The organism is Endozoicomonas sp. Mp262 (assembly GCF_025643335.1).
Taxonomy (GTDB): Bacteria; Pseudomonadota; Gammaproteobacteria; order Pseudomonadales; family Endozoicomonadaceae; genus Endonucleibacter.
Genome location: NZ_CP092489.1, coordinates 2,580,602 through 2,602,701, shown reverse-complemented (window position 1 = coordinate 2,602,701; position 22,100 = coordinate 2,580,602). Strand labels below are relative to the sequence as shown.

The window sequence follows — 22,100 nt, the reverse complement described above, 5'->3', positions numbered from 1 at the left end:
AATAAAGCGATTTAGAAACTTGATTTCCGATTAAATCGAAAATCCCCTTATGCGCTTATGCGCGTTTAATTCAATCGGAAAACCGATGAAATCAGTGCGGGAAAACAACAAACGACTTCTGTCTTCCCTTTTCTGAAAGTACTCATACAAGTACTTTCAAAAATTCTTTTACTCTCAGATGTAGCGCTTGATAGCGTCTTCGATCTGGGCTGCATCCAGCTCTTCACCAGACAGATGCTCAACCTTCTCACCATCCTTGTAGAAAACGATGGAAGGCAGGCCCATTACGCCCTGGCCCATAGCCACACGGCGGTTGCCCTTAATGTTCAGCTTGGCAAACTTGATCTCACTGCTGTAACGCTCGGACAATTCAACCACGTCAGGCATGATTTCCAGGCAGCGACCGCAGGTTTCACCCCAAAAGTCCACCATGGTGATGCCTTTGTGCTCTTTTACTTCCTGATCGAAGTTGTCTTTTCCCAGTTCAATCATGGTTATTACCCCTAACAAAGCTATTTGCTATAAAAGCCGTTAGCTAAAAAAGCCGTTAAAACAAAGATTCCAGTTTACCCGCCGCTGGCGCATCCAGACGCTTTTGTGGCTCACCATCACGGAAGCGGATAACCGTGGGAATTTCTTTTACTTCGTAGCGGTCAGCAATATTACGACTCTTGTAAGTGTCGATGGTGACCAACTTGACATCTTTCTCTTTAGCCAGCGCTTCCAGTGCAGTCATCAATTCCAGACTGGTTTTATCCAGCGGATTCCAGAACATCACCAGGCGATCGCTTTCTGCTTCCAGTACGGACTGACTCCAGTGTTCTTCTTCAGCAATGTAGCGTTCTGCTGCTACAGCTGCGATAGCACCATCACCAGCGGCGGTTACAACCTGACGCAACCACTTGTCATTAACATCACCGGCGCTGAATACGCCAGGCATGCTGGTTGCCATCTTGTCGTCAACTTTGACGTAACCGCGATTCAGTTCAACGGCACCTTCCAGGAAGTCAGTGTTAGGTACTGTGCCTACGAACATGAAGACACCGTCACATTCCTGCTCGGTAATTTCACCGGTCTTCAGGTTCTTGATGCGAACACCATTAACCAGCTCGTCACCACAAATCTCTTCAACGGTAGAATTCCAGATGTAGCTGATCTTGTCGTTTGCGTAGGCCTGTTCCTGAGCGGTACGATCCGCATCCATAGTACCTTCGTCGTGCAGAACCACCATTCTGACGCTGTTAACAAACTTGGTCAGGAATACAGATTCTTCTACGGCAGTATTACCGCTACCTACAACAATGATGTCCAGGTCTTCATAAAATTCGGCATCACAGGTTGCGCAGTAAGAAACACCTTTAGCAGTAAATTCTCTCTCGCCCTTGATACCCAAAATCCGTGGGTTAGCGCCAGTGGCAACGATCACAGACTTGGCCAGGTAAGTTTCACCGTCCTGTGTGGTCACTTCTTTAGTGAAGCCGTCATCAGTCATCTTGAGACCGCTAACCATGCCACGCTTGAACTGAACGCCAAACTTATCGCAATGCTGACGGAACTTATCCATCAGGGCCGGGCCTGTTGACTCAACAATGCCTGGGTAGTTTTCCAGTTCAGAAGTCTTTGCGCACTGACCACCGGTCTTGGCGCTGCCTTCCAGCAACAGGGTATTCATCTTACCGCGGGCACAATAGACCCCCGCGGATAATCCACCGGCTCCACCGCCGATAATCAAGACATCATAAATATCCGACATGGCTTTCCAATCCATTCAGTCCCTGATTTCCTTCCGGAAAACACAGGATCAATCTACAGGTATGAACTTGCCGCGAATACAGTCTCTCTTTATCAGGCAGAGCGGATAAAAGGGTTTTCAGCACTGTTAGTGCTTTTAGCTCTATGGATAGAGAGCAGGCTGTGTCCAACTTGTGGGCAATCATGCGCCTGTTGTTTTTTTGATTTATTGACTTGAAACAATATTTCCAATTGGAAACAAAGATTTCCCAGAAAAACAAGGGAAAACCACAACAAAAAGACGATTACTACTTATTTATGCAAAAAATGACCTGAGTCAAATTCCGCTTAACCGAAATCTGGACGGGATTTATACAATTCAGATTTGTGAAAGTTTGTTATTTGAGCGTCTCATTAAGCTTTCCAATTCAAACAGGATTGGTGTATTCCACGGGCACAATATTAGCGCCAATATCTACCAATATCCGATTTTCATGCTTATCACTTCTCACTGAGAAGTAGCTGGTTGATTATCTGGCACCAGTGGTTGTTGAGACTGCCCCATGAACGATGGAAGCACATTGCCGAACTGAGGAAACACACTATATTGTCCAAACGTATCACCTACAAAATAATTTGGAAGCATAGGAGGATAGCCAGTATTCCAATGATTAAATGGTAGCATCCCTGCTCCAGTACTCATCATTGGCGCCATAGGAGGAAAGGCAGCTGGTGCACCACCTCCAGAGGGGTTTTGGACAAAAAACACAACCGGCCTAGTCTGCTCTATAGCAGGATTTGCTGGTGCAGCAGCCATCATCTGTACGCTGTGTCCCTCAGAGGAACTGGATTGCTCATCATTATCTACCGTTTGGAGCTCTGGCTCCTGCTCTCCACTTTCATCTTTCTCCTTTTTCATGCAGTTAATCTGTTCCTTTAGCTTATTTAGCTCATCTACCCGAACAGCCATTGACTCTATAAAAGAATTATTTTCTTTAGCTAATCTTTCATTTTCTTTAGTTAATCTTTCCTTTTCTTTAGTCAAATTTTCATTTTCTTCTTGTTTATTAGTAAGACTTACATGCAGCTCTGCTTTCTCAGACTCAAAATCCTCACATTCTTTTATTTTTGCAGTAAGCATACTACTAGACTGCTTTATCTCCTCTTGCAAGCGTTTAGTATTTTCCTCTAATTCTTTTTTCTTTTCCCTAACAGATTTCAAATCCTTTTTAATGCAGCCACACTCTTCTTTTAATTTTTCTTTTTCAACTTTGATCGCATCAAACTCCTTAAGCCTTCTTTTTCCAGCATTCAGTTCACTGGTAAGCCTGCTACACTCTTTCTCTTTAGCCGTAACTTCTGTCTGAAGACTCCTATAATCACTTTCCATACTATCAAGTTTCTTTGCTTTTTCCCTACAATTATTATCAAACCGCTGCACTTCATCTCTTTTCCGGGAAAGTTCTCTCTTAAGACTATTTATTTCCTTTTCCATAGCTATATATTTAACACTTAACTCATCATTTTTTTTAACAATCTCAGCCGTAGAGAAAATCGCACTATCTTTTTCAAACACCTGCTGTTTTATATGCTCTTTTAATGCCAATAAAATTTCTTCAGGACTTACCTCTTCTCCTTTTTCTAATTTAGAAGAAAACATTAATATTACCTGCTCATAACATAACACCTTAAGATCATTTAAAAAAACACCAATCTCTTTAATTCTCTCCTCTTTCTCTTGCAACAGTTTTTCAATATACTCCTCAGCAATCATCAACATTTCTTTTTTTTCTAATTTTCTTGTTTCATCCCGATATTTCAAGGAGCATGATTCTTTACATAATATCATAAGCCGCTCTAAACTTTCGTTAATTTCTTTCCTCCTCTTTTTTTCCATTTCAGGCTTATTTAACTTCACCACCTCATTTACTGACCTCTTATCCCCTCTTCCTTCCTTTTGATAAACCCCGGCCTCTTCTTCCCTCCTTGTAACCTCTACTTTTTCCACTTTAAGCATATCGCCATTAGCACTACTTTTTTTTGTAACCTTGTAATGCCGTTTATCAACTGCCTGACCTTTCAAACTGAAAATAACATAACGCTCACTCAATAATGATGCATGACATAAAAAAACATCCACTTCTTCAAATTTATCACTTCCAGCCCTATCAATTTTTTTAAGAAAAAAAATCTCAAAATATCTAATACCTTCATAATTTAGGGATGAAATTTCAATATCCTGTTCTATACCTTTATCATAAGCCAACTTCCACACTACAGATGAAATCATTGTTTCCATTGCCAATTTTGGTTCTACTCGATCATGAGCTTGACCTCGTATATCCAGTGGCAATTTCAGTGAAAATATATATTTATCATTTTCTAATGCTGTAAACCCCCAATCTATATTTTCATACCAAATAATATGATCATCTCTATCTTTTAAATGCCAAACAAGGGATTCCTGACGACAATACTCATCTAGATATACAGAGCAATGGCCATTTTTAAAATTGCCCTCAACCCTGAATGTAATTGATCCAAAAACGCCCTGGCAAAAAAAAAAGAAGAACACCACAAACTTATAAAAAAACATATAAATCGATAACTACAACAATTCATAATCAACTCCTTGACCAACCCCTAGATCAACCATAAATAGCACAGCACTGAAAATTCAAGATTACAATAAACCTGAATCCGTGAGTTCACTGTAGCCCAACTCCTCTGGATCAACCACAAAACGTAAGTTCCAAGTTAAAATGCACCCACTCTAATTTTCACCACCTGGGTGCATTTTTGTGAAACTGAAAATTGAACAATCACAGACGGAATTTTATACACCGGTCGCAGGGCTTTATTTCGTTGGTCATGCACTCAACAAAAAGACAGCGTTAAGCAAATCCCTGCGCAAAATAAAAAAAAGGCACCGTATCACTCATATCGACCTGATCAGAGCTTACTGCGGCCAACTGGCTCAGGGTAAAAGTGATTTTGATAATGTTGATAATAACCGGGATAACGACTGGTTCCGGTTGGCAATGGGCATTAAACAAATGCCTTCAGCCAGCCGCTTAAGACAGCGTTTCAATGAAGATGCCGCCCAACTGATTCCTTTCATCGAGGACAGCCTTACCGATGTCCTGGTTAATCTTCAGGTGCCCGTCACACCCCTTCCGAAAAAACTCGATAAGAAGCAGCACATACCACTGGATATCGACGTATTCCCTATGGATAACAGCAATACCAAAAAGGAGGGGGTCGAGTACACGTATAAAAAATTCTTTGGTTATGCCCCTATTGCCGCTTACTTTGGCTGCGAAGGCTGGTGCCTGGGATGTGAATTACGCCCAGGCTCTCAGCACTCCCAGAATGATTTTATTGGCTTTTTACAAGCAGTGCTGCACCGCAGCCGACGTTTGACCCGAGCGCCTATTCTGGTTCGCCTTGATAGTGGCCACGATGCTGAGGAATCGCGCCGGGAAATCGCCGGGTTCAAAGGTGTGAATCACATTATCAAGCTCAACCCAAGAAAGTATCACACCAAGGAACACTGGCTCCCCATTTTTGAAGAAAAGCAAGTCAAATGGGAGGAGTCGCGTCCAGGAAAGAGTTATGCGACACTCTCAACCGTCTATGAAACCAACTATGGTAACCAGCGTCTGATTATTCGCATTATCAAGCGTACCACTGATACTGTAGGGCAGAGATTTCTGACACCCGATTATGAGCTGGAAGGATGGTGGACAACACTCAGCGAAGCTGACTACAGCGATGATCAGATCATTAATCTTTATGAGGATCATGCGACCAGCGAGCAGTTTCACAGTGAGTTGAAGACTGATATGGATTTAGAGCGCCTGCCTTCAGGCAAGTTTGACACCAACGACCTGGTGATGTGTTTGGGTGCACTGGTCTATAACATTCTGCGCTACATGGGGCAGAGTTGCTTGCTCGGGCCAGATGCGCCGGTACGTCATAAAGCCAAACGACGCCGGTTAAAAACCGTGATACAGGAACTCATCTACCTGGCTGCCCGTCTTCTGAAAAAAGGACATCAATACCGGCTACGCTTTGGTCGTTACTGTCCTGGTTTCAGGTCTTTCCATCAATTAATAAGCCAGCATGCACTTTGTTGATTGAATAGCGAGATAGAAAAAAATGCCATAAATGAGAAAGTACTGTATTGATAACGGTAGGGCTTCTTTCAACCTGTCTTCAAGTTTGATGATATTTTGATCAGCATTTATGCTTAAAAACGACATAAAAACACTTCAATCAATAACCCGAGTTATTTTCAAAGGAAAAAATTAATCAGCACATTTTCAAAACTGCCGGGCAAATCAAGAAATCACGGATTCAGGATAAAGCACTCTATACAAGACTTAACTTTTTAATCAGGACAGATAAATATAATAGATCACCTTACAAAAAGGGACAGATTTTATTTGAAATATCAGATTTATTTTTATAGAAACAAATACTGAGTTACGGCAATACTGTCTCAACTTATTCGGTATCCGCTTACCAAGATTAACGTTCTACAGTTTATGGAAGCCAGGAAATATCAATACAAATATGTTACTTGAGACATGACTGGCTATAGTATAAAACCAAGATCATTTATGAAACGCTAGATTGTAATAATCCTAACCTTGACCTGCCTATAACTTCATAGTTTAAAGTATCCCACCACTATGAGCCCTTAAGCTAACCCAAGGATAAAATGTATCGAATATCTCAATTAGCCAAACTGGCGGGTCTTTCACGCTCAACATTGCTGTATTATGAAAAACTGGGTCTTATCAAGGCTAGACGGAGTGCCAATGGCTACCGTCATTTTACCCCTGCAGACTTACAGCAACTGAAGCTACTGAAACAGCTGCAAGCTGGCGGATTGTCTTTGAAAGAAAGTAAGGACTGCATTGAGTCACAGCTTAATTACAATGTACTTGAGAAAAAGCTGGCCGCCCTGGATCAGGAGATAGAAGAAAAGCAGCAGGCACAGAGACTTCTGGCAGCATTGCTTGGCAAAAACCATAAAAGCTTACGGCAATGGCATAGCACCCTGGAAACGTCAGCACCCAATGCCCATTTTGAGTGGTTAAAAAAGCAGGGGCTCAGTGAAAAAGATGCCTTAAGGCTTCGCTGGCTATCAAAAAACATACACCAACACAGAGATTATATGCAGGATTTCGAAAGGTTATTTTCAGGTTTGGAACGATTTAGTCCGGGATCGACTCAGAGCTCTCTCAGCGCACTAAAATCCATTAACAGGCAACCCGATTCGATCCTCGATATAGGTTGTGGGCCGGGAGCATCAACTCTTATTCTGGCTGAAAATACATCGGCCAGGATCACTGCTCTTGATAATGATCACTCCAGCCTTAAACAGTTGGAACAAAAAGCCGCCGATAGAAAAATGGCGGACCAAGTCACCACCTGTTGTCATAGCATGTTAGATATCCCCTTTAAGGATCACTCTTTTGACCTGCTCTGGTCTGAAGGCAGTGCCTATATCATGGGATTTGCAAAGGCTGTCAAAGAGTGGCGACGGCTCATCAAACCTACCGGGCACCTTGTAATTAGCGAGCTGGTCTGGCAAGAAGGTGAACATCCACAAGAGGTTAAAGATTTCTGGCAGGCTGAATACCCTGATATGAGAGATGCCAAAACCCGGATAAAACAAGCAGAGCGCGCGGGATACAAAGTTTCCAGCCACTTTTTACTGGAAAAAACAGCATGGGATAACTACTACCTGCCATTATTAGACAGAATTACCCGGTTAAAACATGAAATGGCAGGGTCACAGGCCATTACTGATTTAACAAAAGAGATTGATATTTACCAACGTTTTGGCAACCACTTCGGCTACCTGATGCTGACTCTTCAGCAGTCCTGAACCCGATAACACATTCAAAACTGAAAATTAATGGCTTGGAACGGCAAGCCATTAATTCAGGATATTAGCTATCAGATGAGTCCGAGATAAAATATACATCCCTGGCTGCCAGATTTATCACTGCCGCTTTCGGCAACCCTTTTAAGTAGGGTGAGGTCAAATGCGTTTGTACATACTGGTAAATTGGAATAACCGGCATATCTCGTGACAGGATCGTTTCGGCCTGGTGATAAAGCCTCTGCCTTTCAACCGGATTCATCATTGAGCGCGCTTTATCCAGCAGTTTATCCAGCTCGGGATTACTGTATCCGGACTCATTTTCAGGATGACCGCTATGAAAACGATCCAGCAGCGCAGAAGGGTCATTATAGCCAGCAATAGCATAGGAGCGACTTATCTGAAATTGCCCCCGCTGTTTTGAATCCCGATAGGCATTCCACTCCATATTCTGAAGGGTGACATTAACACCCAGCTGTTTCCACATACTGGCGATGGCCAGTGCAACCGTTTGGTGACTCTCACTGGTATTATACAGCACAGTAACATTCAGCGGCCTTTCCGGAGAATAGCCAGCCTCTGCCAATAGTTTTTTTGCTCTTTTATTACGTTCTAACTGGGTTTCCCGGGCAGTCGCAGGAATCAACGGCTGATAATTGCTGAGGCTGTCGGGTACAACGGTATATGCCGGTATCTGTCCCTGCCCAACAACGGCTTCAGCAATCAAATGTCGGTCTAAGGCAAGGGATAAAGCCTTGCGAACATTAATATTGTCAAAGGGCTTGATCCGGGTGTTAAAGGAATAGATGTAAGTACCTGGCAACCCCCGGCTATGCAATATTTCCGGTTTTTTCTCAGTGATGGCCTTATAATGGCTTAGGGGAACAAAGTTTGTGTAATTAATTTCCCCTGCCTGAAAACGCTGATATTCAGCACCAGGAGAAGCAATAGGCAAATAAGTCACCTGCCTGATTACCGTATTTTTATGGTTCCAGTAAAAGTTATTCTTCTTCGCTTCAACCCGTTCATTAACCACCCACTGCTTCAATACATAAGGCCCATTGCTGATAAAATGCTCAGGCTGAGTCCAGCTTTTGCCATATTTCTCCAACACTTTTTGTTTTGCAGGCATCAACGGAGTCATTGCCAGTAAACGAAGAAAATAAGGTAAGGGCTTTTCCAGTTTTATTTGTAATGTTTGCTTATCAATGGCTTGAATACCCAGCTTTTCGGGAGAAAGCTTTCCCCTAATCACTTCAGGTGCATTGATCAAGCCAATCCGTTCAAGCAAGTTGGCAGAAGGTGCTGCTGTTGCAGGATCTGCCAGCCGGTGCCAGGCATAAACAAAGTCAGCGGCTGTTACCTGCGTATTATCGGACCAGCGAGCCTCAGGCCTTAAGTTAAACGTCCATGTTTTACCGTCCTCAGAGTGCTGCCAGCCGAATGCCTGACCAGGCTGCACATTGCCATTGCCATCAATAATGACCAACCCCTCAAAGAGGTCCTGGAGAATGGCATCTTCAGGCGTATCGAGACCGGCGATCTGAGGATCAAGGGTTGCCGGCTCGGCACCATTACCCTGAACCAGCACCTGCCGTTTTGCCAACACTGTGCCTTCAGGCACTAATGCTGAAACAGCGGTGTTTGAATAAGATAAAAAAAGACTGAGCACAAGCATAAGGCTCGTACTGGTTCGGCGCGAGAGTCTCAAATCTGGGCTCCAGTTGGTTCAATAGCAACAGGATAAATAATGGCTGAAATAGTAATCTATTCTTGTTGAACTGAAATTGATAAACATCAAGTCTTTTTAATAAAGCCACATATTGAATGCTAAACATACGCCAGCTTCTTACAAAGCTGTACGCATTGAATCCACCGAGAAATTTAACGAATAATGGTTTTGGCATTGGCTGGAGCCTTCCAGTTAGCCGATATGATAAAAAAGCCTGATTTACTCACTCATTCCAACTTCTTGAATAACCAACAATCGCTTTCATTTTACTTAAAAATTGATCAATATGACGACATTTTCTTGAATTCAAAACACCAATACTAGCAATAAGGTCATCTGGCGGATTAAATTCAGAAAAAATATTTATGGCAAAGACCGTTATCATGGCATTGCTGTCAATAAAACTTAAGAGATATGAAGTTATGGCTCCATGTTTTTTCATTATCAATCTTGCCTCATCCTCACCCCTCACTGAGTAAATATAAAAATACTCAAAGGCAATATATAACAACCGGTTATAGGCTTTATAATCTCGTTGAGAACATTCTATGAGTATTTTCCGCCAATCACTCACCCGCCCCGATAGATCATCATCCATATATCGTCTCAAGTACAACATTGAGTTATTTGACAATGACTCCCATTTCGCTTGCTCCGCTTGCATAAGAGCGGCATATAGTGTTTCATAGGTAGGAACCTCACCTGAATTCTCTACTATATAAATACGAGGGACTGATCGATTAACTAAGCGGTGGCATTGTGCCTTTAAGCTAACTCCATTAACCGGGAGGGGTAATAATAACAATATGCTAAGGAAACAGAAATAAATCTTTAAAATAGCAGAAACATGAAACATGGCACATTTGACAGAACTAAACCTGATGATAGTATAGATGATAAAAAATAAAGCTAACAAAGATTCACTTACAAAAATACAAAGCTATTTTAAACCTGCCCGTAACTGATAAATAATTACCACCCCAGCACCTCTTAAACAAAAACAAAGAATGATACAATGCTCAATCCACATCAAATTAGAGCAGGGGATATGAGCAGTTTTTACCTTAAGGCCAGTGAGATTTTTACAGAAGAAAAAATAATCCATGATAGCTATCTCAAGGTTGCCGACGGTTTAATCGCCAGTATTGGTGAACAGCCTGGTGAGAATGATAAGGTGATGGATCTTGGCGACTGTAAAATTATGCCGGGTTTTATTGACCTTCATATCCACGGTAGTGGTGGTTTTGATGTGATGGATGGCAGCTACGAGGCGCTAAACACCATATCCAAAACCATTGCGGCTAATGGCGTAACAGGTTTTCTCGGCACCACAGTGACCTCCACCTGGGAGGCAACCCTGGCGGCCTTTAACACTATTAATGAATGTTGCAAGACAGGGCTGGAAGGTGCAGAACTCCTGGGTGGCTATAGCGAAGGCCTGTTTTTCTCTGAACGGTTTAAGGGCGCCCATGCTGCGGAATACTTCCTGGCTCCAACCCGGGAGCGGTTGGATGCCATGATTGATGCAGCCGGTGGCAACCTTAAGATGTTGGCCATAGCCCCGGAACTGGATGGCGCCCTTGATGCAATCCGTTATCTCACTGACAAAGGCATCAGGGTCACGGTGGGTCATACCGGCGCAACCTATCAGCAAAGCAAGGCAGCTTTTGAGGCAGGTGCCGTCGGTGGTGTACATATCTTTAACCAGATGCTGGGTCTGCATCATCGCCAGCCTGGAACTGTGGGTGCTGTATTACAAAATCGTGATGTAGTGGCAGAACTGATAGCTGACGGTGTTCATGTAGACCCGGTTGTCATGGATTTGGTATACCGGCTGAAAGGGGCTGATAAAACCGCCCTGATCACTGACTGTATGTGTGCAGGGGGGCTTAGTGATGGTGAATATGAGCTAGGGCTATTAACCGTAACCGTTAAAGAGGGTGTAGCACGTACTCATACCGGGGCACTGGCGGGCAGTACGTTAACGCTCAATAAAGCCGTCGCCAATATGATCCAGTTAGTGGGTGTTAATCCGCTGGATGCTGTGCATATGGCTTCGCTTACGCCTGCGACACTGCTCGGAATAGAAAATAAAGCTGGGAGTATTAAAAAGCAAAAGTGTGCAAACCTTGCAGTTATTGACAATAGCTATAATGCTGTTATGACATTGATAGATGGCGAGATTGTATATAGAAAAACTTTCTAAGCCAGACTTCACCACAAAGGCGAAATTTTTTTTCGCCCGACTGGTGAAAATGAGCTAATAAATATTTTCATTCCATCCTTGCAATAACCTCTTGCTTAATAAGCTCTTCCATTATTTCAATAATAAAACGAGGTTCCTGTGAGAAATCATTCCTAGAATCATAAAAGTTATCGGACAAAAGCAGGCAAAAAAAATCCAACTCCCCTGTAAAAGGTTTTATTGCTTTTATACGGAATAGAAAATCAATCAATTTCTTATATTGCTCTTTTCCATCCAGAGTTGTTCCTTGGTTGATTAATGCCAGGTAATATACGAGGTCTTTATCAAACTCTCCCATAAATTCATTACTTAGCTCTTTGCTTATTTCTTCTATACTAGAACCAAGCCTTAACACTAATAGTGATATAGCCTCTCCCCAGAGATCCATATAAAAAGGATTATCTTTTTTCACCGGTGAAAAGCCTGGAGTTCCCATAAATCCGTCATTTACTACTGACCCTTTTGTAAAATATCTCATCCCTCCAAGGTCAATAACTTTAAGAATACCATGCTTATCAAACCTCATATTCATAGGCTTTATATCTCGATGAGCAATCCCACGCTGATGAAAAAATTTAACCGACTGAAATAGTTGATAAGCAACAAATTTATATACTTTAACATCAAGTTTACCGTTAATATAAAAGTCATCTAGAGAAAATGGAAGGTACTCAAAAACTTGATAGTATTTTCCATCAACCCATCCGTGTTCAATAATAGAAACCATACTCTGGCAAAGACCATGACTTTGAAGAAGGTCTATTTGACTCAAAGAGTCACCAATTGACTCCATAACCCTACCCTTTCCATAAACCTTTAAAGCAACCACAGAATCACGAGAGGACTTCCCTCCCCTTAAACTCTCACATAAAAAAACCTGGCCTTCGCCTGAGCCTGCAATATACACTTTTGGCTCATAGTAATGCTTTAAAATAGCTGGAAAGTCATCATAATACCCAGGATTAATCGAACCATTTAATCCTGTGGTTCTCTGTTTTAGTAATTTTTGACATTTTGGTAATAATGGCGATTTTATAACTTTATACTCATCATGGTATTTTACTTTCGCAAGAGATAATTTTCTTAACCCCTCTTCCAAATTCTGAAGATTTGGATCAGAAGGCATATCTTCCTCTTCTGAACTTAAAGTATCAATAGCATTATCTTTTTCACTCTCTCGCTTTCTACTTATTACCACTTGAGGTGATGAATCAAATCTCCCAAACTTACGTTTTAATATTATTTCTATCGTTTCCGGCCCAGGACTTTCCAGAATATTTAATACCGAAAACCAGTGAGAAGGCATTAATCTTTGACAGACTACATCCCTGGATTTAAACCATTCAAATACATATTTAACATCATCTTCTAACAAAGAATACAAGGGACATAGTGCAAGATAAGAAGCCCCAAACTGGGTAAGCTTTATTAGTTCCTTTTGTCTCTTCTCATCTCCATATTTACCTGACCTCCCCATTGCATAATAATATAAGTCTCTATTCAGAAAATCATCAACCCACATTCTCTTTATTTCACTCCAGGAATAACCTGCTTGATAGAGGTGAATAGAACGTATCACACCCTCTATGCCTGTAAAATTATTATTAGAAGAAAATACACGTGGCAGAGAATCCTCCTGATCCAATATTATTAATAGCTTTTCATTAACGGACCTATCTATTTCAATTACTTGCTGGCCATATTTTGTAACTAATAAAACCTTGTTATCAAAACATTCATCTTCACTAAAAAAATCAACATGCAAAATATTTTCTACATCTTCGCAGATAGAAAGATCAGCCTCTAATGCTCTAAGGTCAACCTTAAATAGCTCACAGCTAGGTATAAAATACACAGCGGATTTAAAATGCAACGTAACCATCAAACCAAGATCAACAAAATCATTATATTCAATGCTTTCGTTTTTATTTTGCCAATAGCGATTGGCTTTATCAGGTATATAAACAACTCTTGCCAACTTTTCTCCAGCAGATATAAAAGAAGAATAAAAACCTAATATCACCAATAAGCTAAGAGATATAACAATAAGCCATCTATTTAAAATAAGCATAACTCATACCTCTTCTTACAGTGATTACCACCAACTCCAACCACTTGATTTTTTCTGCTCAGCAGAGGCTTTTTGCTTGGACTTAGACTTAGAACGACTAGAGTCTTTAACTTTATTTTTTTTCATTTCTGCATCTACTGGCTTGCCTTTAGTCACCACCTCTTCACTTTCAATCCCTTTATGTAATTCCGGCTTAACCTCAGGCTGATAACCTAAGCTTAGGTTATCCATTGCATTACAAGCTTGAAACTCATCTTTCTCAACAACAGTAGATTTACTATTATCTGGCCATTGATTTGAAAAAAGGTACTCTGCATCAGTTGCCAAAACCGCCTGAGCTATGTCCATAAAAAATTTATTACAGCTTTCATCATTTGATGGTTCAGCAGGCTCATCCATAAGCTTCATGAGCATTTTTCCATATAATTGATTTGCAACAAAAGCAGGGTTTGATGTTTTTCCCAGCCGAGCCTGAGACTCAATTAATTTAAATAGCCATGAAGGTGCAGAAACTACTGAATCATATGAAGTATCAAGCATTTTTATTTGCAAATGCAGTATACCTATAAAAAAAGTATGCCAGAGCGCTCTATCTCCTCCAAAGAGTTTTATATTAGGATCAACGCAATTTGCCAGCATATTTATTACATATTCTGGAACTTCAGACCTATCCTTTCTTTTTTCCTTCCACTCTTTCTCACAATAAGCAACCATTGCAGGGTATTCTAACAAAGCTACTAGCGACATAAATTTTCTAGACTCTTCCACTTTTACTTCAGGACTTGCTATCTGTAGTAGTATCCACTCTACAATTTGCCTATAGTCTGTTCCTTCACACTGTTTTTCCTTACTATACTGTTTAGAAAATCCAGGGATACTCATTCCATGCAAAGCAAATTGCAATGAACGTTGATATCTAAGAGCATATACAGTTTGATCTATGACTATTCCAAAATCCGCTTCCTCACCCCAATATTTAGGCAATTGAAATTTTAATATTTCATACAAATCTTTTAATCTATCCTTTGAAGAAGATTGTTCATCAATAGATTTAAGCCGAACAGACAACCTCTCTTCATCTTCTTCACGACCAGGATAACGATCATGAATACTGACTAAAGCCTTTCTTGTCACATCCTTTCTTGCCAATGATACTATAACAAAAAAAACCGGAGCTGATTCCAATTTAGACAGTTGCCCGCCTCCTTTAAGGAGTTCCTCCATAATGGCTATAAACACCTCCCCTGCATATGGACGAAATATGAACATCGACATCATTAATACTTGTACACAAAGCCTTCTCCCATTCATATCCCTTGCAACAATATTTTCAGTTTCCATAGGTTCATCCAAACAACTCAACATAGTAATTGCATTGGTATTAGAAACAAGAAAAAGCGCGGCACTCAATAATTGTTTTTCACTTTTAATAGGAGCAAGAAATTGAACCGTATACGTTGAAAAGAGCCTTTTTAAATTTCTTTTTTTATTTTGCCCAACCCGACCCTCTTCTTTACTTATTTGAATAGCGAGATTATTCAACACCCTCAAACACAAATCACTAATAGCAAGCCCATGATCCAAACATGAGACTTCCATTCCTAACAAATCATAAAGCTGGGGGTATTTTTGTTTAACCGTTTTTTTTGTAATAGCTCCTAACTGTTTAGATAATGTTTCCTCTATACCAACCTGAGTTATTCTCTTGTTGCGTGCCGCTATGGTTTGTGTAGGAAGCTCAGTCATTTTTGCAGTAGCAGTTTCCTTACTAAACCCCTGATGCCTTTGAATGAAAAAATTAGAAGATAGTCTCCTATTAAAATTTTGGGCAGTATATTGTCGAGAGAATTCATCCGGATGCAGTTCATAACAGATAGCTCCTGCTACACTAAGGTACGAATACTCTACTTCACTTTCATCTGAACATTGTACTCCAAACTTTATTTCACTATCAGTTTCTTCATCATCACCTTCCATCATAGCCATCACAGTCAGTGGAGCTAGCGCTAAAAATAAAAATACCCTATAGCGATTTATTAAAAATAATAAAAACTTACCAGACCTCATACTTCCAATCTTCCACTTAGAAATATATTGAATAGTAGACCAGCCCACCCCCAGACCATTAATCATTTTCTAACAAAAAAAACACATTAATAACTAACATAACTTCCAAGAAATACTAAAATACCATAGGATATCTCCACCATTAGAAAAAACAATTTTTTTATTATAAAAAAAAATAACAACCAAACTGTTTTTGTCTTTTATTTTATAACATCATATTTAAAAATAGTTTTATAGTCATATACGCCATCACTTCTTCCAGAATTCTGAAGCACTGTACCACTGTAAATATTTGGAAAAAACTGCGTTTCCAGACAAAAGCCATCCTGCTTTTTATACCTACACCCGCCTTTTCCTCGCACATCCTGCAAATAATTCCCCGTATAAAACTGCACACCGGGTTTGGTGGTCAGCACTTCCATCACCCGACCACTATCGGGTTCTATGACTTTGGCAGCCAGGACAGGCTCAACGCTATTATGCTGATAACCATCAATAATCCAGTTATGGTCATAGCCTTTGGCAAGAATCAACTGCTCACAATGATCATTAATATCCTGCCCTATAAGTTTTCCTTTCCGGAAATCCATTGGAGTTTCAGAGACAGTCGCAGCATAGCCTAAAGGAATTGCTGTGCTATCCGTCGGCAGGTAAGTACTGGCATTTAACTGAAGCCAGTGGTCAACACAGCTTCCCCTGCCTTTCAGGTTAAAGTAACTATGCTGGGTCAGATTAACTACCGTGGGTTTGTCCGTTACTGCCTGATAAGTGATACAGAGTTCAGCCTTATTATTCCAGCGGTAGTCCACTTCAACCTCCAGATTACCGGGATAGCCTTCCTCCCCATCTGGAGAAGACAGTGTCAGCTTGATACCACAGGCATCACTACTTTCATAAGGCTCACAGTGCCAAAGGCGATGACTGAATCCTGCATTGCCACCATGAAGGTGGTTAGGGCCATTATTACAGGCTAACTGATATTCAGTGCCTTCAATAGTTAATCGCCCCCTGGCAATACGGTTGGCATAACGGCCGATAATGGCACCCAGATAGGCAGACTGTGCTTCATAATCCTGTACTGTGTCACAACCCAGCACCACATCCGCTAATTGTCCCCAGCGATCAGGCACTTTAATCGACTGAATGATCCCACCCAGACTTAACACCTGAACCGTCATGCCATGGTCATTTTCAAGGGTATATCGATAAACGGCTTCGCCCTTACGAGTGAAGCCAAACAGGTCTTTACTTACATTCATCAGCAAACCGGACCCGCACCTGAGGAAGCCTGGCAAACATAGATATCTGCCACCAGCCCACCGGAAAGAGAAGGGTAGTCTTCCGTTACCGCTGCCCGGATAGCCTCAACCTCTACTTCAGGGACAAAGGCCACCACACAACCACCAAAGCCACCACCGGTCATACGAACACCACCACGATGACCAATCACCTGCTTGATAATTTTTACCAATCCATCAATGGCAGGGACAGTAATTTCAAAATCCTCCTTCATGGACCCATGAGATTCCGCCATAAGCTCACCCATTGTTTCAAGATCACCTCTGGCAAGGGCATCAACGGCTAATAATGTCCGGGCGTTTTCGGTAACCACATGACGGGCCCTCCGCCAGGCAATCGGGTCCAGTCCGCCTTTATCAGATTCCAGCTGCTCAAGGGTTAGGTCACGCAATGCCTGTACACCATAGTGCTGTGCGACCCTTTCACACTGCCGCCGACGGGCATTGTATTCACTACCCACCAGCCCCCGCTTCACATTGGAGTTCAGGATCACAACAGCAGAGCCTTCAGGAATGGAAACACTTCGGGTAACCAGGCTACGACAGTCCAGTAACAGCGCATGTCCTTTTTCACCACAGGCAGAAATCATCTGATCCATAATGCCGCAGTTACAACCCACGTACCGGTTTTCGGCCTGCTGCCCCATTAAGGCTAACTGTGCAGGAGGCACAGTAACCCCGGAAAGGCTTGTTAGTGTGAGTCCTGTCACAACCTCAAGGCTGGCAGATGAGCTTAGTCCCGCACCCTGAGGTACATTACCGGAAATCACCATATTGGCGCCCCGAAGGCGAAACCCTTTTTCCATCAATACCTGGGCCACACCACGGACATAATTGCTCCAGAATGCCGTTTTACTTTTCGGTACAGGCAATGCCAAATCAAATTCTATTTTCTGGTTTTGATAGTCTGCTGCAACCACAACCACCTTATTATCATTTCTTGGTGATGCCGCGATCACTGTCTGGTAATCAATGGCACATGGAAGAACAAAACCATCATTATAATCAGTATGCTCACCAATAAGATTGACCCGTCCCGGAGCCTGGAAGCAGTGTTCAGGCACCTTGCCGAAGGTTTCCTCAAAGGTATTCAGTATCTGTTGTTGCAAGTCCATTAGTTCGCCTCCAAATAGTGAACATCACTTAATTGTCGCAGACGTTCAGCGGCCTGCTCAGCGGTTAAATCCCGCTGACTTTCAGCCAGCATTTCAAAACCCACCATAAACTTTCGGACACTGGCTGATCGTAAAAGGGGAGGATAAAAGTGCGCGTGCAACTGCCAGTGAGCATTATGCTGATTGTTATAGGGCGCACCATGCCAACCCATAGAATAGGGAAATGATGTTTGGAACAGGTTGTCGTATTTTGTGGTTAAGGACTTCAGCAACTCAGCCAATGCCTTACGTTCAACCCCTGTTAAGTCAGGCAGCCGAAGCACATGACGCCTGGGAAGAACCATTGTTTCAAAGGGCCAGCCAGCCCAATAGGGCACCACTGCAATCCAGTGTTCATTCTCCACCACTGTCCTGTCACCAGACTCTGATTCCTGTCGGGCGTACTCCACCAGCAGGTTGGTATCATTTTCTGAAAACCACCTCTGTTGGTTCCGGCTCTCTTTCTGCGCTTCATTGGGAATAAAACTGGTTGCCCATATCTGCCCATGGGGATGGGGATTGGAGCAGCCCATCACAGCCCCCTTATTTTCAAAGAGCTGTACCCAGGGATACTTTCTGCCAAGCTCAGCTGTTTGCTCGGCCCAGGTATCAATTACGCAGCCTATTTCATCTTCCGATAACAAAGGCAGTGTTTTGCTGTGATCAGGGGAAAAACAGATAACCCGTGAAATTCCTCTGGCTGTTTCACAGCGCAATAATTGATTGTTTCCTACAGCATCCGGTGTATCTTCCAACAAAGCCGGAAAATCATTGGTGAAAACATGCGTCTGCTGATAATCCGTATTACTTTCACCCGTAATACGTTGATTACCTGGACAGAGATAGCACTTCGGGTCATGGGAAGCTGGCCGCTCTGTCGATACCTTCTCAACCTGCCCCTGCCACGGTCTTTTTGCCCGGTGAGGTGAGACAAGTATCCACTCCCCCGTTAACGGGTTATATCGACGATGGGGGTGGTCTGCTGGTTGAAAAGAGTCACACATTAGCTGCTCTCGGTAGTTTTATTCTGAATGGGCAGGATCATACGATAGAAAATAGAAATATTCTGTTGACCCACATCAATTTAGAAAACGTTTTCATGGAGATATTTAAAGCCCCTATAACAGCATTGCTCCTGTTTTCTGGCACAATAATGGTCATTAAAGTATCGAAGGTTATTGTTATGGCTAATATAAAAGACGTAGCCAAACTGGCGGGTGTGTCTATTTCCACTGTTTCCCGTGTTATCAACAACACTGCAATTGTCGTTCAGCATAAGCGTGATGCTGTACTCAAGGCTATGAATGAGCTTCAGTATAAGCCCAATAGTTTTGCCAAAGCTCTGGTGAGTAACAAATCAAATACCATTGGCCTGGTGGTAGGAGACCTGGCAGACCCTTTTTTCGGGCTGCTAATGAAAGGGGTTGAAAAGGTTTCCAATCAATATAATAAACAGCTACTGATCAGTTCAGGCCATCATAATGAGGAGCAGGAGCGTCAGGCCATTAACTCTCTGATAGACCGCCGTTGTGATGCTCTGATTATTCATTCCAAGGCTTTAACGGATTATCAACTAATGGAGCTGCTCAGAAACCAGCCAGCATCGGTTTTAATTAATCGCACTATTCCCGGGCTGGAGCACCAAAGTATTTATCTTGATAATCGTCTCGCAGGAAAAGAAGCCGTCAGTCACCTGCTAAACAACGGCCATCAACGAATCGCCATGGTTACCAGAGACGTTGAAATTGAAGATGAGCTGGAACGTCGTCAAGGCTACCAGGAGGCGCTTCTCCATCATGGCATCATTCCAGACCCGAGTCTGATAGCAGCCGCAGGAGCAAATGAGGAGGGCGGTTATCAGGCCACAGAGACATTATTGCAACGAAAAACAGATTTTACCGCCATCTTTGCCTATAACGACGCCATGGCAGCTGGCTGCCTGAGTGCCTTGAGGGAGCATAAAATACAGGTGCCCAATGATGTATCGGTGATCGGCTTTGACGATGTCCTGCTTGCCCGCTTCCTTCACCCCCAGTTAACCACTATCAGATACCCTATCGAGGCCATGGGAACCGCTGCCGCCCAGCTGGCATTACATTTATCTGGTGAAAACACTGAAATGCCAGCAGAACAACTATTTACTACACAGCTAGTTCAGCGTGAGTCGGTAAGAAAAATTTATTAATATTCTGACTTAACTGGGAATAGCATCAGCTATTCCCGCATGATGAACGTCGATGATCGTTGGTATTGACAATAAGGCAGCAAAAATAATGAAGCCGATCAAAACTGAGCCGCCAATTAACAAAGCGGAGCTTTAAAGAAAAAATGTCACCCCTGAACGTAGCTACGATATGGCCGGTTATGATGTATCGAATGGAATCACCCTTTTCTCTTCAATACCATGAGTTACTGTGTAAAAAAGCCCCTCCCACGTTTTTATCAGCCAATGCAAAAAATAGCCCTGTATCCATTTCCATAATGCTATACGGACTCCTTTTGAGCGGGTTCTTAAAGCTTCCTGAAACTGGGGACAGCACAGTTCCTGTATTTGATCTACGAGAAAAGCAAGCATCGTCAGATAGGCCAGATTTGTGGCTAAGTGCTTCTCACCGTGACCGTAGTTATGTTCGAGATCGTAGCCTTGATTTTTCAGGGTGTTAAACGTCTGGTTCTCAATATGCCATCGGCAGCGCCCTCCTTTCATGACGGGTTCTATGGTTTCTTCGTTAAGCGGAATATCAGTCACCCAGCACCAGATATGCTGTTTACCTTTTTTATCGGTTTCGACAAAATCAAGCACATTAACCTGTTCTGCATATTTTGCCTTGTTCAGCCTGACGTCATTGGCATAGCGAAACCACCACTTAATTCCAGTCTCTTCATTAACTTTTTCAGCACGGTGAACTTTTCCTTCTTTATCCAGCTCATCCATCGCTTCAACCAGCGAGGCATGGTTGCCATCTTTCGCGACAATGATGTAATGCCAGCCATAACTCTTAATCAGTTGGACAGTGGGGTTGTCAGCATAAAGACTGTCCAGAAGAATAACGAACTTTAGACGTGGGTGATGCTCTCGTATGGTGGCAAACAACCGTTTAATGGCATTTTTTTCACAGTCATTTTTGGTCGAACCGTCCTGGCAAACTATGGCTTCCGGTGCCAATGGCAAGACTGTTTTTTGATCCGGGTGAGCAATGCATGCTGCCATTAACTGGTGGTAGTGAGCTTCGTTGGCCTTTCCCTTATTTTTAGTACAGCACTCCTGACAAGGTTTTTTATTATTGCAGGAGTAAAATAGCCCAGTTCCATCGATCGGGAGCAAGTAGTGATTTTTCAAGTTCCCGCAGTGAAATTCGAATGCCTTCAGTAATCCGCCCCTTTGGACGTTAGACAGCAATGTCTTAAAAGGCTTTTTGAACTCTACGGGATCTATTGGATCCAGGATTTCCCGCATACTGGTATCACAGGGAGCACGTTTTTTTATCTGATACAGGTGCTCAAGGTTATGCCTTACTTCTTGCTCTGTTTTATCACGCTCAAACGAGAGGAGCGATGGGTACTTGAGATGCATCATGGCAAAAGCGGACATGGAGGCATCATGTATTGTTATTTTTCTGGAATCCTTGTTTGGTCGGACATCTGGAATTTGCTCATAACTTTCAGAAATCGTAGTAATTAAACTGTTTGCACAAAGATGCTTACGACTTTTTTGGAATGGATAAGCCATGAGAGACAGCCATTGATAAAGTATCCCTATCAAAAGTAGACGTTATTTTGTGCGAAATCACTCCATTTGGAATTTACTGTAAGCCTTGCTGTTGCAGTGATTTAATTGATGTCACGGGAATAGCTGGCTCTTTCCCTTATACATCTCAGAGGTCCGTAGTGTTTGGCGAATTT

General features: G+C 42.3%; 15 protein-coding genes. 4 read left to right on the top strand and 11 right to left on the bottom strand.

Annotation, left to right across the window (positions count from 1 at the left end; all coding sequences use genetic code 11):
* Window positions 1–174: 174 nt before the first annotated feature.
* From MJ595_RS11525 to MJ595_RS11515, 3 genes are all read right to left on the bottom strand, one after another.
* Entirely contained in the window at window positions 175–492 is a 318-nt protein-coding gene (locus MJ595_RS11525; protein ID WP_263078018.1) for a thioredoxin family protein, read from the bottom strand.
* Window positions 493–547: 55 nt separating this feature from the next.
* A complete protein-coding gene (locus MJ595_RS11520; RefSeq protein WP_263078017.1) occupies window positions 548–1,768 on the bottom strand; it encodes an FAD-dependent oxidoreductase in 1,221 nt (406 codons plus the stop codon).
* 471 nt (window positions 1,769–2,239) lie between these two features.
* Window positions 2,240–4,327 (bottom strand): helix-loop-helix domain-containing protein, encoded by a 2,088-nt coding sequence (locus tag MJ595_RS11515; protein ID WP_263078016.1) that lies wholly within the window; start codon window positions 4,325–4,327, stop codon window positions 2,240–2,242.
* 205 nt (window positions 4,328–4,532) lie between these two features.
* On the opposite strand from MJ595_RS11515, the gene MJ595_RS11510 reads away from it, so the two are divergent.
* The gene (locus tag MJ595_RS11510; protein WP_263078015.1) at window positions 4,533–5,870 is read left to right on the top strand and encodes an IS1380 family transposase; all 1,338 of its coding nucleotides are present in this window, start codon (window positions 4,533–4,535) and stop codon (window positions 5,868–5,870) included.
* 587 nt (window positions 5,871–6,457) lie between these two features.
* Window positions 6,458–7,633: a MerR family transcriptional regulator gene (locus MJ595_RS11505; protein WP_263078014.1), complete on the top strand. Its 1,176-nt coding sequence runs from the start codon at window positions 6,458–6,460 to the stop codon at window positions 7,631–7,633.
* A 64-nt stretch (window positions 7,634–7,697) separates the two neighbouring features.
* Here the strand turns inward: MJ595_RS11505 and MJ595_RS11500 are convergent, their stop codons facing one another.
* Both MJ595_RS11500 and MJ595_RS11495 read right to left on the bottom strand, forming a co-directional pair.
* Window positions 7,698–9,341 (bottom strand): peptide ABC transporter substrate-binding protein, encoded by a 1,644-nt coding sequence (locus MJ595_RS11500; protein WP_263078013.1) that lies wholly within the window; start codon window positions 9,339–9,341, stop codon window positions 7,698–7,700.
* Between the two features lie 244 nt (window positions 9,342–9,585).
* Window positions 9,586–9,960 carry a hypothetical protein gene (locus MJ595_RS11495; RefSeq protein ID WP_263078012.1) on the bottom strand — a complete coding sequence of 125 codons (375 nt, stop codon included), beginning with the start codon at window positions 9,958–9,960 and terminating at the stop codon, window positions 9,586–9,588.
* Window positions 9,961–10,410: 450 nt separating this feature from the next.
* On the opposite strand from MJ595_RS11495, the gene nagA reads away from it, so the two are divergent.
* The gene (nagA, locus tag MJ595_RS11490; RefSeq protein WP_263078011.1) at window positions 10,411–11,568 is read left to right on the top strand and encodes an N-acetylglucosamine-6-phosphate deacetylase; all 1,158 of its coding nucleotides are present in this window, start codon (window positions 10,411–10,413) and stop codon (window positions 11,566–11,568) included.
* A gap of 67 nt (window positions 11,569–11,635) precedes the next feature.
* On the opposite strand, the gene MJ595_RS11485 is transcribed toward nagA, so the two are convergent.
* From MJ595_RS11485 to MJ595_RS11465, 5 genes are all read right to left on the bottom strand, one after another.
* Entirely contained in the window at window positions 11,636–13,678 is a 2,043-nt protein-coding gene (locus tag MJ595_RS11485) for a hypothetical protein (RefSeq protein WP_263078010.1), read from the bottom strand.
* A 24-nt stretch (window positions 13,679–13,702) separates the two neighbouring features.
* Window positions 13,703–15,745, bottom strand: a complete 2,043-nt coding sequence (locus tag MJ595_RS11480; RefSeq protein ID WP_263078008.1) for a hypothetical protein — start codon at window positions 15,743–15,745, stop codon at window positions 13,703–13,705.
* Window positions 15,746–15,945: 200 nt separating this feature from the next.
* Complete coding sequence (locus tag MJ595_RS11475; protein ID WP_263078006.1) at window positions 15,946–17,004, bottom strand: galactose mutarotase; 1,059 nt, start codon at window positions 17,002–17,004, stop codon at window positions 15,946–15,948.
* Complete coding sequence (galK, locus tag MJ595_RS11470) at window positions 17,004–18,158, bottom strand: galactokinase (RefSeq protein ID WP_263078005.1); 1,155 nt, start codon at window positions 18,156–18,158, stop codon at window positions 17,004–17,006. Before galK ends, MJ595_RS11475 begins: the two co-directional genes overlap by 1 nt.
* Window positions 18,158–19,201 (bottom strand): UDP-glucose--hexose-1-phosphate uridylyltransferase, encoded by a 1,044-nt coding sequence (locus MJ595_RS11465; RefSeq protein ID WP_263078004.1) that lies wholly within the window; start codon window positions 19,199–19,201, stop codon window positions 18,158–18,160. The genes galK and MJ595_RS11465 overlap by 1 nt, the downstream gene beginning before the upstream one ends.
* Before the next feature lie 149 nt (window positions 19,202–19,350).
* Between MJ595_RS11465 and MJ595_RS11460 the strand changes: the two genes are divergently transcribed.
* Window positions 19,351–20,382, top strand: a complete 1,032-nt coding sequence (locus MJ595_RS11460; protein ID WP_263078003.1) for a LacI family DNA-binding transcriptional regulator — start codon at window positions 19,351–19,353, stop codon at window positions 20,380–20,382.
* Between the two features lie 177 nt (window positions 20,383–20,559).
* Here the strand turns inward: MJ595_RS11460 and MJ595_RS11455 are convergent, their stop codons facing one another.
* On the bottom strand, window positions 20,560–21,927 hold the full coding sequence (locus MJ595_RS11455) for a transposase (RefSeq protein WP_263078002.1): 1,368 nt from the start codon (window positions 21,925–21,927) through the stop codon (window positions 20,560–20,562).
* Window positions 21,928–22,100: the final 173 nt, after the last annotated feature.